The following is a 12,084-nucleotide window of genomic DNA, read 5'->3' as shown; positions in this document are numbered from 1 at the left end:
GGGGGGGCCGGGGGGGCGGGGGGCGCCGCCGGGATCCGCGGGACCGGAGACGTCTACGTCGCCAACGACTTCTCGGGCACCGTGTCGGTGATCAACCCCCGCACCGACGCGATCGTCAGCACCATCACGGTCGGCACCGGCCCGAGCGCAGTCGCGGCCAACCCGGTCGGCAGCACCGTCTACGTCGCCAACAGCGGCAGCAACACCGTGTCGGTGATCGACACCGCCACCAACACCGTCACGGCCACCATCCCGGTCGCCGACAGTCCGAGTGGGATCGCGGTCAACCCCACCGACACCGCCGTCTACGTCACCGAAGGGACCAGCGGCGACACCGGCGGCAACCTCGCAATGATCAGCCCCAGCCTCGACAAGGTGGTCGGAGTCGAGTACGTTGGCACCTCCGCCGGCCAGGTGGCGGTCAACCCCGTCAACGGCAGTGTCTACGTCACGATGCCCCTGACCAACGACGTGTCGGCGATCGCCGCCCTGCCCACCGCCGGCGCCCCGCACGCCATCCCGGTGGGCGCCGCCCCGAACGGCGTGGCGGCCAGCCCCACCGGCAGCGCGGTCTACGTCGCCAACGAGGCCGGCGGCACCGTCTCGGTGATCGACCCGGTCAGCAACACCGTCACCGGCACCGTCCCGGTGACCGGCGAGCCGTTCGGGGTGGCGGTCAACCCCATCGGGAGCAGCATCTACGTCACCGACCACAGCCTCAACAGCGGCAGCCTGTGGATGATCGACCCCGCCACCAACACCGTCACCGCCACCATCCCGGTCGGCAGCCTGCCTGCGGGTGTGGCGGTCAACCACCTCGGCAGCGCCGTTTACGTCGCCAACTCCGGAAGCAACAATGTCTCGGCGATCAACCCGGTCACCGACAAGGTGATCGCCACCATCCCGGTCGGCCAGGACCCGACCGCGGTGGCGGTGGCGTAATCGCTGCCCGGCGGGTGGCGGTCGCGCCGAGCCCGACTCCTACACCCTGTAGTTGAGCCGGATCGTAGCGACTGGGACACTGGTTGCCATGGGTAGTTCGGAGCAGACCACGATGTCAACCGCGGTTTCTGCGCGTCTGTTCGCGGATGCCTGCGCGGTCATCCCCGGCGGGGTGAACTCCCCGGTCCGCGCCTTTGCCGCGGTCGGGGGCACCCCGCGGTTCATCACGCAGGCGCGGGGCTGCCGGCTCACCGACGCCGACGGCAACCGCTACGTCGACCTGGTCTGCTCGTGGGGACCGATGATCCTCGGCCACGCCCACCCCGCGGTCGTCGACGCCGTCGCCACCGCGGCCGCGTCCGGCCTGTCGTTCGGGGCACCCACGCCGGCCGAGAGCGAGCTGGCCGGCGAGATCATCCGGCGGGTGCCGGCCGTCGAGCGGATACGCCTGGTGAACTCCGGAACCGAGGCCACCATGAGCGCGGTGCGGCTGGCGCGCGGGTTCACCGGCCGGGCCAAGATCGTCAAGTTCGCCGGCTGCTACCACGGCCACGCGGACGCGCTGCTCGCCGACGCCGGGTCCGGGGTGGCGACGCTGGGCCTGCCGTCGTCGCCCGGTGTCACCGGGGCGGCCGCGGCCGACACCATCGTGCTGCCCTACAACGACATCGAGGCCGTCCGGGGGACCTTCGCCCGGTTCGGCGACGAGATCGCGGCGGTGATCACCGAGGCCAGCCCCGGCAACATGGGCGTCGTGCCACCGGCGCCCGGCTACAACGCGGCGCTGCGCGCCCTCACCGCCGAGTACGGGGCGCTGCTGATCGTCGACGAGGTGATGACGGGTTTCCGGGTCAGCCGAAGCGGTTGGTACGGAATCGATCCCGTGGCCGCCGACCTGTTCACGTTCGGCAAGGTGATGAGCGGCGGACTGCCGGCCGCGGCGTTCGGCGGGCGGGCCGAGGTGATGGAACGGCTGGCGCCGCTGGGTCCGGTGTACCAGGCCGGGACGTTGTCGGGGAACCCGGTCGCGGTGGCCGCCGGCCTGGCGACGCTGCGGGCCGCCGACGACACCGTCTACGCCGCGCTGGACGCCAACGCCGACCGCCTGACCGCGCTGCTCTCCGAAGCGCTCACGGACGCCGGTGTGCCGCATCAGATTCCGCGGGCCGGCAACATGTTCAGCGTGTTCTTCTGCGACGCGCCGGTGGCCGACTTCGCCGCCGCCCGCGCCAGCGAGACGTGGCGCTTTCCCGCCTTCTTCCACGCCCTGCTGGACGCCGGCGTCTACCCGCCGTGCAGCGCCTTCGAGGCGTGGTTCGTCTCGGCCGCCCTGGACGAGGACGCCTTCGACCGCATCGCCGCGGCGCTGCCCCACGCCGCCCGCGCGGCCGCGGCGGCCACCCGAGAGGACCGACCCTGATGGCCGAACACACCCGGGTGCACGTGGTGCGCCACGGCGAGGTGCACAACCCGAATGGGATCCTCTACGGCCGGCTGCCCGGATTCCACCTGTCCGACAAGGGCCGGGCGCAGGCGGCCGCCGTCGCCGGCGCGCTGGCCGGCCGCGACGTCGCCGCGGTCATCGCGTCCCCGCTGCAGCGGGCGCAGGAGACCGCCGCGCCCATCGCCGCCGCGCATGACCTGTCCGTCGACACCGACCCCGACCTGATCGAGTCGGCCAACTTCTTCGAGGGCCGCCGCGTCGGCCCGGGCGACGGCGCGTGGCGGGACCCGCGGTTCTGGTGGCGGCTGCGCGACCCGTTCACCCCGTCCTGGGGCGAGCCCTACGCCGAGATCGCGGCCCGGATGAGCAGCGCGGTGGACAAGGCGCGCGTCCGCGGCGCCGGCCAGGAGGTGGTGTGCGTGAGCCATCAACTGCCGGTGTGGACGCTGCGGCTGCACCTGACCGGCAGGCGGCTCTGGCACGATCCGCGGCGGCGCGAATGCGGGCTCGCCTCGGTCACCACCCTGGTCTACGACGGCGACCGCCTGGTCGGCGTCGAGTACTCCGAGCCGGCGGGCGTGTGACCGTGCGAGGGCTGGCAATGGCCGCGATGATGCTGGCGGGCCTGCTGGCCGGCTGTACCGGTCGCGACGCGGTGGCCCAGGGCGGCACCTTCGAGTTCGTCTCGCCCGGCGGCAAGACCGACATCTACTACGACCCGCCGTCCAGCCGTGGCCGTCCGGGCCCGCTGTCGGGGCCGGACCTGGCCGACCCGGCGCGCATGCTGTCGCTGGACGACTTCGCCGGCCGTGTCGTCGTCGTCAACGTGTGGGGGCAGTGGTGCGGTCCGTGCCGGGCCGAGATCGGCCAGCTGCAGCGGGTCTACGACGACACCCGCGATGCCGGGGTGGCCTTCCTGGGCATCGACGTCCGCGACACCAGCCGCCGGGCCGCCCTGGATTTCGTCGACGACCGGCACGTGACCTACCCGTCCATCTACGACCCGGCGATGCGCACGCTGATCGCGTTCGGCGGCAAGTACCCCACCACCGTCATCCCGTCCACGCTGGTGCTGGACCGTCGGCACCGGGTCGCCGCGGTGTTCCTGCGGGAGCTGCTGGCCCAGGACCTGCAGCCGGTGGTGGAGCGGGTGGCCCACGAGTCCCCGGCCGGCCAGGCCGCGCCGCGATGAGCGGCTTCGCCCACCTCGCCGCCGCCGGGCCGCTGGTGGTGGCGCTGGGCGTGTGCCTGCTCGCCGGGCTGGTGTCGTTCGCGTCGCCGTGCGTGGTGCCGCTGGTGCCGGGCTATCTGTCGTATCTGGCGGCCGTGGTCGGGGTGGACGAGCAGCCGCCGCCGGGCGCGGTCAAAGCCCCGCCGGGTGCCCGGTGGCGCGTCGCGGGGTCGGCGGCGTTGTTCGTCGCCGGGTTCACCACGGTGTTCGTACTGGGCAGCGTGGCGGTGCTCGGCATGACGACCACACTGATCGCCAACCAGCTGCTGCTGCAGCGGGTGGGCGGCGTGCTGACCATCGTGATGGGGCTGGTGTTCGTGGGCCTGATCCCGGCGCTGCAGCGGCAGGCGCGGTTCAGCCCGCGGCAGTTCACAACGGTCGCCGGCGCGCCGCTGCTGGGCGCGGTGTTCGCCCTGGGCTGGACCCCGTGCCTGGGCCCGACGCTGACCGGGGTGATCACGGTGGCCTCGGCCACCCAGGGCGCCGACGTCGCACGCGGGATCGTGCTGGTCATCGCCTACTGCCTGGGCCTGGGGATCCCGTTCGTGGCGCTGGCGTTCGGGTCGGCGGGTGCCGTGGCCGGCCTGGGCTGGCTGCGTCGGCACACCAGGGGCATCCAGATCTTCGGCGGCGCGCTGCTGATCGCGGTCGGCGCCCTGCTGGTCACCGGCGCCTGGAACGACCTCGTGTCGTGGCTGCGCGACGCGTTCGTCTCCGACGTGAGGCTGCCGATTTGACGGCGCGAGCAGTCCCCCGCAAGCGGGAGGTACCCCCGGCAAAATCGCTCAAAACGGCACGTTTGGGGGCGATTCTGCTTCTGCTCGCGCAGAAGTGGCGCAACACCTGGCGCGCGTTGACCTCCATGGGCACCGCGCTGGTGCTGCTGTTCCTGCTCGCGCTCGGCGCGATCCCCGGCGCCCTGCTGCCGCAGCGCAGCCTCAACGCCGGCAAGGTCGACGACTACGTCAAGTCGCACCCGCTGATCGGCCCGTGGCTGGACCGCCTGCAGGCCTTCGACGTGTTCTCCAGCTTCTGGTTCACCGCCGTGTACGTGCTGCTGTTCGTCTCCCTGGTGGGGTGCCTCACCCCGCGGATGATCGAGCACGCCCGCAGCCTGCGCGCCACACCGGTGGCGGCGCCGCGCAATCTGGCCCGCCTGCCCAAGCACGCCGACGCCCAGATCACCGCCGGGCCCGGGCAACCGAACGCCCTGGCGAACGAGATCACCGGACGGCTGCGGGGCTGGCGCACCACGATCCGTCACGACGACACCGTCGTCGAAGTCTCCGCCGAGAAGGGCTACCTGCGCGAGTTCGGCAACCTGGTCTTCCACTTCTCGCTGCTGGGCCTGCTGGTCGCGGTGGCCGTCGGCAAACTGTTCGGCTACGAGGGCAACGTGATCGTCATCGCCGACGGCGGGCCCGGGTTCTGCTCGGCCTCCCCGGCGGCGTTCGACTCGTTCCGCGCCGGCAACACCGTCGACGGGACCTCGCTGCACCCGATCTGCGTCCGGGTCGACAACTTCGCTGCGCACTACCTGCCGTCGGGACAGGCCACGTCCTACGCCGCGGACATCGATTACCAGGCGGGCCGGGACCTCGCCGCCGACAGCTGGCACCCCTACCGGCTGGAGGTCAACCACCCGCTGCGGGTCGGCGGCGACCGGGTCTACCTGCAGGGCCACGGATACGCACCCACCTTCACCGTGACGTTCCCGGACGGTCAGACCCGCACGTCGACCGTGCAGTGGCGGCCCGACAACCCGCGCACCCTGCTGTCGTCGGGCGTGGTGCGCGTCGACCCGCCGGCGGGCAGCTACCCCGACGCGAGTGAGCGCCGCAAGCACGAGATCGCGATCCAGGGCCTGCTCGCGCCGACCGAGCAGCTCGACGGCACCCTGCTGTCCTCGCGGTTCCCGGCCCTGAACGCCCCCGCGGTGGCCATCGACGTCTACCGCGGCGACACCGGGCTGGACAGCGGCCGGCCCCAGTCGTTGTTCACCCTGGACCCGCGGCTGCTCCAGCAGGGCCGGCTGACCCGGGAGAAGCGCGTCAACCTGCGCCCCGGCCAGGAGGTCCGGATCGAGCAGGGCCCCGCCGCGGGCACCGTCGTCCGCTTCGACGGCGCGGTCCCCTTCGTGAACCTGCAGGTCTCCCACGACCCCGGTCAGGTCTGGGTGCTGGTTTTCGCGATCACGATGATGGCCGGACTGGTGGTGTCGCTGCTGGTGCGCCGGCGCCGGGTGTGGGTCCGTCTGACGCCCGCCGGCGAGACGGCCCCGGGTACGGTGAATGTCGAAATGGGCGGGCTGGCCCGCACCGACAACTCCGGTTGGGGCGACGAGTTCGAGCGGCTGACCGAGCGACTGCTGGCCGGCCTGGGCGACCCCGGCGCGGCCGCCGGCGGCGCGGCGCCCCCCGCGTCGGTAAGGAGTTCTCAGGTGGACGTCTCATGAACACCCTGCACGTCAACATCGCCCTGGCGCGCTACTCGGACTGGGCGTTCACCTCGGCCGTGGTGGCCCTGGTGGTCGCGTTGCTGTTGCTGTCCGTCGAGCTGGCCTACGCCGGCGGGCGGCGTGTGGACCGCCGCGAGCGGGTGCTGGCGGGTTCCGTCGGCGCCGACAGCCCCGTTCCCGGCATCGTGGACGACGTCCCCCGGCGGCCGTTCGACGAACGCACCGGGCGGGCCGGGCTGGCCGTGGTGTACCTGGGCATCGGGCTGCTGCTGGCGTGCGTCGTGCTGCGCGGTCTGGCGACCCTGCGCCCGCCGTGGGGCAACATGTACGAGTTCATCAACCTCACGTGCCTGTGCGGCCTGCTCGCCGGCGCCGTCATGCTGCGCCGCCCGCAGTACCGCCCGCTGTGGGTCTTCCTGCTGGTGCCAATCCTGATCCTGCTGACGGTGTCGGGCCGCTGGCTCTACACCAACGCCGCCCCGGTGATGCCCGCGCTGCAGTCCTACTGGCTGCCCATCCACGTGTCGGTGGTCAGCCTCGGTTCGGGGGTGTTCATGGTCGCCGGCGTCGCCAGCGTCCTGTTCCTGTTGCGGACGTCGCGGCTCGGGCACCCCGAGACCGAGGGCACCCTGGCCCGGCTCGTGCAGCGGTTCCCGGATGCGCAGACGCTGGACCGCATCGCCTACCGCACCACGATCTTCGCGTTTCCGGTGTTCGGCTTCGGCGTGATCTTCGGCGCCATCTGGGCCGAGGAGGCCTGGGGCAGGTATTGGGGATGGGACCCCAAGGAGACGGTGTCGTTCGTCGCGTGGGTGGTGTACGCGGCCTACCTGCACGCCCGGTCGACCGCGGGGTGGCGGGACAGGAAAGCGGCCTGGATCAACGTCGTGGGGTTCGTGGCAATGGTCTTCAACCTGTTCTTCGTTAACCTGGTGACCGTGGGCCTGCACTCGTATGCGGGAGTGGGCTGACAATTGGTCTGACAATTGGTCTGACAACCGGGCTGAGAGTGGGCGCCCGACCCGAATAACCGATCCAGGGGGAGTGCACGTGTCCGAGGAGCCGACGACGGGTGTGGGACCGCCCGATCAGCCGAGAGGGCAGTTTCCCCCGCAGGGGCCTCCCGAACAGCAGGCTGGGGCGCCGCCGGAGCCCGGCGGCGACGCGCCGACCCGCGCCTTCACCGGGTTCCGCACCGAGCGGCGGGGCCCGGCCCCCGGCAGGCAGGGCGGAATGCCGCCGACCGGAATGCCGCCGACCGGAATGCCGCCGACCGGAATGCCGCCGACCGGAATGCCGCCGACCGGAATGCCTCAGTGGGAGCCGACCCCGGCCACCGGGATGGCGCGGGTCGACCCGACGGCCTACGGCGCCTACTACACCGGACCGGTCGAGGCGGTACCCACGGAAATTCACCCGGCGCCGGAGGCCCCGTCGGGCCCGCGCCGTCCCGAGCCGCTGCCGCACACGCCGTATCCGGAGCTGTCCACCAGCATGCTGTTGCGCCCGGTGAAGCCGCCGCCCACCGAGGGCTGGCGCCGGTTGCTCTACGTGCTGTCCAACGGGCTGATCAACGTGGGCGAGAGCGCCCGGGCCGCCCGCTACAACAACCTGGTCGCCGAGGTCAACCGGCCGCTGCGGGGTTGCTACCGGATCGCGTTGCTGTCGCTGAAGGGCGGGGTGGGCAAGACCACGATCGCCGCGACGCTGGGGGCGACCCTGGCCGAGATCCGCGGCGACCGGGTGGTGGCCGTCGATGCCAACCCCGACCGCGGCACCCTGAGTCAGAAGGTCCCGCTGGAGACGGCGGCGACGGTGCGCGAGCTGCTGCACGACGCCGGGAGCATCCAGCGCTACAGCGACGTCCGCCGGTACACCTCGAAAGGGCCGAGCGGGCTGGAGGTGCTGGCCTCGGAGACCGACCCCGCCGTGTCGGAGGCGTTCAGCGCCGCCGACTACGAACGCACCCTGGACGTCCTGGAGCGGTTCTACGGCCTGGTGCTCACCGACTGCGGCACCGGGCTGCTGCACTCGGCGATGTCGTCGGTGTTGGACAAGGCCGACGTCCTGGTCGTCGTCAGCTCGGGATCCATCGACGGCGCGCGCAGCGCCTCGGCGACGCTGGACTGGCTGGACGCCCACGGCCACCAAGACCTGGTCCGCGACTCGATCGCCGTGATCAATGCGGTGCGCCCGCGGACGGGCAAGGTCGACATGAACAAGGTGGTCGACCACTTCTCGCGGCGCTGCCGGGCCGTGCGGATCGTGCCGTTCGACCCCCATCTCGAGGAGGGCGCGGAGATCAGCCTGGACCGGCTGCGGCGGGGGACGCGCGAGGCGCTCGTCGAGCTGGCGGCCGTCGTCGCCGACGGATTCGGTGGCGACGGGCGCAACCCGGGTCCGGGCTGAGCGTTCAGCGGGGGTTGTTGTCCCCGTGGCCCAACCGGCGGAGGAAGTCGGGATCGTCGTCGGGTCCGATGACGCGAGTCTTCGGGCGGTTGTTCTGCAACCGCGCCGCGCGCCAGCCAACGTAGATCAGGGTCCCCAGGATCAGGACGACGAGCAGGTAGAGCACTCAACACCTCCTGCAGCGAATATACCCGCGTCGTAGGCTCGACCCGTGGGAGAAGAGCCTGGCGACGAAGCCATCGAAGCCATCGAAGCCACCGAAGCCACCGAAGCCACCGAAGCCACCGAAGCCACCGCACACCGAAGCGGCGGCGTGATCGGCGGTGTCGTGCCTTACGCGGCAGCGCGGTTGCTGCTCGTGGTCGTGCTCACCGGGGCGATCTACGGGATCGCGCGGCTGCTGGGGGTCGCCCAGTTCCCCGTCATCGTCGCCGCGCTGTTCGCGTTGATCATCGGGATGCCGCTGGGCATCTGGTTGTTCAGCCCGCTGCGCCGGCGCGCGACCGTCGCGCTTGCGACCGCCGGGGAACGCCGCCGCCGGGAACGCCAACAGCTGCAGGCCCGGCTGCGCGGCGAGGACGTGGGCGACGACTAGCCCACACTCAACGCCCTGGGTTCCCACCCGATCAGCGCGCCAGCGCCAGAGCCAGCGCCACCGCGAGCGCCCAGACCATCATCGCCAGGCCGGTGTCGCGCAGCACCGGGATCAGCTCGGGGCCGCCGCGGCCGGAGCGCACCGGGCCGGCGGCCCGCAGCGCCAGGGGCGTGGCCGCCAGTCCGGCCGCGCACCAGGGCGTCGCCGCCGTCAGCGCCAGGGTCAGCGCCCCGGCGGTCACCAGCAGCGCCTGGTACAGCGTGCGGGTGCGGGCATCCCCGAGGCGCACCGCCAGGGTGATCTTGTGCGACCGCGCGTCGGTGGGGATGTCGCGCAGGTTGTTGGCCACCAGCACCGACGACGACAGCGCCCCCGTCGACACCGCCAGCACCAGCCCCACCCAGTCCACCCGCAGCGCCTGGGTGTACTCGGTGCCCAGCACGGCGACCAGGCCGAAGAACACGAACACCGCGACCTCGCCGAAGCCGGCGTACCCGTAGGGCTTCGACCCGCCCGTGTAGAGCCAGGCCCCCGCGATGCAGGCGGCGCCGACCGCGATCAGCCACGGCGCGGACAGCAGCGCCAGCGTGACGCCCGCCGCCGCGGCCACCGTCAGGCCGGCCACCGCCGCGGCCAGCACCGAGCGCGGCGCCGCCAGCCGCGACCCGACCAGGCGCACCGGGCCGGCCCGGTCGTCGTCGGTGCCGCGGACGCCGTCGGAGTAGTCGTTGGCGTAGTTGACCCCGACCGTCAGCGCGACCGCGACGGCCAGCGCCAGCAGCGCCTTCCACCACACGGCGGCGTGCAGCCATGCCGCGGCGCCGGTGCCGGCGACGACGGGCGCCACCGCGTTGGGCAGCGTCCGCGGCCGCGCACCCGAGATCCACTGCCCGAAGCTGGCCATGAAAATATCCTGCAACATCCTGGGGCATGCCCGTCGATCGCCATGCACCAGAATGGGCGGATGCTCGGGGTCATCGGCGGCAGCGGCTTCTACACGTTTCTCGAATCCGAGGTTCGCACCGTCACCGTGGACACTCCCTACGGCCGGCCCAGTGCTCCGGTCACGATCGGCAGCGTCGCCGGGCACGCCGTCGCCTTCCTGCCCCGACACGGCGCCACCCACGAATACTCGGCGCACACCGTGCCGTACCGGGCCAACTTGTGGGCGCTGCGCAAGCTCGGGGTGCGGCGGGTGTTCGGCCCCTGCGCGGTCGGCAGCCTCGACCCGGCCCACGGTCCGGGCACGGTCGTCGTGCCCGACCAGCTGGTCGATCGCACGAGCGGCCGCGCGGACACCTACTTCGACTCCGGCGGCATCCACGTCGACTTCGCCGATCCGTACTGCCCGACCCTGCGCGCCGCCGTCACCGCCCTGCCCGACGTGGTCGACGGCGGCACCATGGTGGTGATCCAGGGTCCGCGGTTCTCGACCCGGGCCGAAAGCCGGTGGTTCGCCTCGGCCGGGTTCGGCCTGGTCAACATGACCGGCTACCCGGAGTCGGTGCTCGCGCGTGAACTCGAAATATGTTATGCGACAGTAGCTTTGGTAACCGATCTGGATGCGGGCATCGAGGCGGGGGAGGGCGTGAAGACCGCCGAGGTGTTCGCGCAGTTCCAACGCAACGTCGAGCCGTTCAAGCAGCTGATTCGCGAGGCGATCGCCCGGGTGGCCCCCGAACGCACCTGCACCCACTGCCTGCCGCACACCGGCCTGACGCTGCCCGTCGAGCTGCCGTGAGGGTGCTGCTGACCGGCGCGGCCGGTTTCATCGGGTCGCGGGTGGATGCGGCGCTGCGGGCGGCGGGTCACGACGTGGTGGGCGTCGACGTGTTGCTGCCCGCCGCGCACGGCCCGGACGCGGTGTTGCCGCCCGGGTGTCACCGGGTCGACGTCCGCGACGCCGAGGCGCTGGCCCCGCTGCTCGCCGGTGCCGACGTGGTGTGCCATCACGCCGCGATGGTCGGGGCCGGCGTGGACGCCGCGGACGCGCCCGCCTACGGCGGCCACAACGACCTGGCGACCGCGGTGCTGCTCGCGCAGATGTTCGCGGCCGGGGTGCGCCGCCTGGTGCTCGCGTCGTCGATGGTGGTGTACGGGCAGGGGCGCTACCACTGCTACCAACACGGATTCGTCGACCCGCTGCCGCGCCGGCGCGCCGACCTCGACGCCGGGGTCTTCGAACATCGCTGCCCCGTCGGCGGTGAGGAACTGCGGTGGCGCCTCGTCGACGAGGACGCCGCCCTGCGGCCCCGCAGCCTGTATGCCGCCAGCAAGACCGCGCAGGAGCATTACGCGCTGGCCTGGTCGGAGGCGACGGGCGGATCGGTGGTGGCGCTGCGCTACCACAACGTCTACGGCCCCGGGATGCCCCGTGACACCCCGTATTCCGGGGTGGCGGCCATTTTCCGGTCTTCCCTGGAAAAGGGCGAGCCGCCAAGGGTTTTCGAGGACGGCGGCCAGATGCGTGACTTCGTCCACGTCGACGACGTGGCCGCGGCCAACGTGGCCGCGGCGGTAAGCGACCGCGGCGGGTTCCTCGCGGCCAACGTGTGCTCGGGCCGGCCGATCTCCATCATGGAGGTGGCGGCGGCGCTCTGCGATGCGCGCGACGGTTCGCTGGCGCCGGTGGTGACCGGCCAGTACCGCAGCGGCGACGTGCGCCATATCGTCGCCGATCCGGCCCGGGCCGCCGAGGCGCTGGGCTTCCGGGCGGCCATCGAGCCGCGAAACGGGCTGCGCGACTTCGCTTTCGCGCCCCTGCGCGGCTGAGTCCGGGTCAGTTCTGCCCGATCGGGGCGCACGGCGCCGTCCACCCCCGACTACTTCGTGTCGTGCGGGGCCCGGAAGATCCTGGGCTTCGGCACGGGAATCTGCCCCGTTGTCGAGTCGTCACCGCGGAAGAGGCGCGGCCCGGCCTGCGGGATCACGGTGGTGGGATGCTCCGCACCGGCGCCCGGGGCGCCCGTGGGGATGCGGGTCGTCGCCGCCGCCGAGGGCGGGGC

Annotated in this window: 14 protein-coding genes; 11 read left to right on the top strand and 3 right to left on the bottom strand. The window is 72.4% G+C overall.

The features are described 5' to 3' along the window. The 8 genes from FPZ47_RS23745 to FPZ47_RS23710 form a co-directional block, all read left to right on the top strand. On the top strand, window positions 1-942 hold a 942-nt coding region (locus FPZ47_RS23745; RefSeq protein ID WP_145039629.1), incomplete at its 5' end, for a beta-propeller fold lactonase family protein. Between the two features lie 88 nt (window positions 943-1,030). Continuing rightward, a complete protein-coding gene (gene hemL, locus FPZ47_RS23740) occupies window positions 1,031-2,362 on the top strand; it encodes a glutamate-1-semialdehyde 2,1-aminomutase (protein ID WP_144955387.1) in 1,332 nt (443 codons plus the stop codon). After that, window positions 2,362-2,970, top strand: a complete 609-nt coding sequence (locus FPZ47_RS23735; RefSeq protein WP_144955384.1) for a histidine phosphatase family protein — start codon at window positions 2,362-2,364, stop codon at window positions 2,968-2,970. Before hemL ends, FPZ47_RS23735 begins: the two co-directional genes overlap by 1 nt. After that, window positions 2,967-3,578: a TlpA disulfide reductase family protein gene (locus FPZ47_RS23730; RefSeq protein WP_210419979.1), complete on the top strand. Its 612-nt coding sequence runs from the start codon at window positions 2,967-2,969 to the stop codon at window positions 3,576-3,578. Before FPZ47_RS23735 ends, FPZ47_RS23730 begins: the two co-directional genes overlap by 4 nt. After that, window positions 3,575-4,354 carry a cytochrome c biogenesis CcdA family protein gene (locus tag FPZ47_RS23725; RefSeq protein ID WP_144955378.1) on the top strand — a complete coding sequence of 260 codons (780 nt, stop codon included), beginning with the start codon at window positions 3,575-3,577 and terminating at the stop codon, window positions 4,352-4,354. The genes FPZ47_RS23730 and FPZ47_RS23725 overlap by 4 nt, the downstream gene beginning before the upstream one ends. Before the next feature lie 125 nt (window positions 4,355-4,479). Then, window positions 4,480-6,072 carry a cytochrome c biogenesis protein ResB gene (gene resB / locus FPZ47_RS23720; RefSeq protein ID WP_144955399.1) on the top strand — a complete coding sequence of 531 codons (1,593 nt, stop codon included), beginning with the start codon at window positions 4,480-4,482 and terminating at the stop codon, window positions 6,070-6,072. Then, complete coding sequence (gene ccsB, locus FPZ47_RS23715) at window positions 6,069-7,046, top strand: c-type cytochrome biogenesis protein CcsB (RefSeq protein WP_144955375.1); 978 nt, start codon at window positions 6,069-6,071, stop codon at window positions 7,044-7,046. Before resB ends, ccsB begins: the two co-directional genes overlap by 4 nt. Window positions 7,047-7,125: 79 nt before the next feature. Next, window positions 7,126-8,484 carry a MinD/ParA family ATP-binding protein gene (locus FPZ47_RS23710; protein ID WP_425461830.1) on the top strand — a complete coding sequence of 453 codons (1,359 nt, stop codon included), beginning with the start codon at window positions 7,126-7,128 and terminating at the stop codon, window positions 8,482-8,484. 4 nt (window positions 8,485-8,488) lie between these two features. Here the strand turns inward: FPZ47_RS23710 and FPZ47_RS23705 are convergent, their stop codons facing one another. Then, entirely contained in the window at window positions 8,489-8,650 is a 162-nt protein-coding gene (locus FPZ47_RS23705) for a hypothetical protein (protein WP_144955372.1), read from the bottom strand. A gap of 147 nt (window positions 8,651-8,797) precedes the next feature. Between FPZ47_RS23705 and FPZ47_RS23700 the strand changes: the two genes are divergently transcribed. Further along, the gene (locus FPZ47_RS23700; RefSeq protein WP_281291889.1) at window positions 8,798-9,079 is read left to right on the top strand and encodes a DUF4229 domain-containing protein; all 282 of its coding nucleotides are present in this window, start codon (window positions 8,798-8,800) and stop codon (window positions 9,077-9,079) included. A gap of 31 nt (window positions 9,080-9,110) precedes the next feature. Here the strand turns inward: FPZ47_RS23700 and FPZ47_RS23695 are convergent, their stop codons facing one another. Further along, window positions 9,111-9,983 (bottom strand): 1,4-dihydroxy-2-naphthoate polyprenyltransferase, encoded by an 873-nt coding sequence (locus FPZ47_RS23695; protein WP_144955370.1) that lies wholly within the window; start codon window positions 9,981-9,983, stop codon window positions 9,111-9,113. Between the two features lie 60 nt (window positions 9,984-10,043). Here FPZ47_RS23695 and FPZ47_RS23690 point away from each other — a divergent pair, with 60 nt between their 5' ends. Continuing rightward, entirely contained in the window at window positions 10,044-10,820 is a 777-nt protein-coding gene (locus FPZ47_RS23690) for an S-methyl-5'-thioadenosine phosphorylase (protein WP_246133544.1), read from the top strand. After that, window positions 10,817-11,851, top strand: coding sequence for an NAD-dependent epimerase/dehydratase family protein (locus FPZ47_RS23685; protein WP_144955364.1), 1,035 nt, complete (start codon window positions 10,817-10,819; stop codon window positions 11,849-11,851). The genes FPZ47_RS23690 and FPZ47_RS23685 overlap by 4 nt, the downstream gene beginning before the upstream one ends. A gap of 50 nt (window positions 11,852-11,901) precedes the next feature. On the opposite strand, the gene FPZ47_RS23680 is transcribed toward FPZ47_RS23685, so the two are convergent. Further along, the coding region (locus tag FPZ47_RS23680) for a hypothetical protein (RefSeq protein ID WP_210419978.1) at window positions 11,902-12,084 on the bottom strand (183 nt) is incomplete at its 5' end.

It is taken from the genome of Mycobacterium helveticum, assembly GCF_007714205.1.
GTDB classification, from domain to species: domain Bacteria; phylum Actinomycetota; class Actinomycetes; order Mycobacteriales; family Mycobacteriaceae; genus Mycobacterium; species Mycobacterium helveticum.
Note: the sequence above shows the minus strand (reverse complement) of the source record. Positions and strands in the feature narration are given on the sequence as shown.

Bases quoted from the DNA above. Each gene is read 5' to 3' on its own strand.
- FPZ47_RS23735 (WP_144955384.1), top strand. From the start codon at position 2,362: ATGGCCGAACACACCCGGGTGCACGTGGTGCGCCACGGCGAGGTGCAC.
- FPZ47_RS23725 (WP_144955378.1), top strand. From the start codon at position 3,575: ATGAGCGGCTTCGCCCACCTCGCCGCCGCCGGGCCGCTGGTGGTGGCG.
- resB (WP_144955399.1), top strand. From the start codon at position 4,480: ATGGGCACCGCGCTGGTGCTGCTGTTCCTGCTCGCGCTCGGCGCGATC.
- ccsB (WP_144955375.1), top strand. From the start codon at position 6,069: ATGAACACCCTGCACGTCAACATCGCCCTGGCGCGCTACTCGGACTGG.
- FPZ47_RS23690 (WP_246133544.1), top strand. From the start codon at position 10,044: ATGCTCGGGGTCATCGGCGGCAGCGGCTTCTACACGTTTCTCGAATCC.
- FPZ47_RS23695 (WP_144955370.1), bottom strand. From the start codon at position 9,983: ATGGCCAGCTTCGGGCAGTGGATCTCGGGTGCGCGGCCGCGGACGCTG.
- hemL (WP_144955387.1), top strand. From the start codon at position 1,031: ATGGGTAGTTCGGAGCAGACCACGATGTCAACCGCGGTTTCTGCGCGT.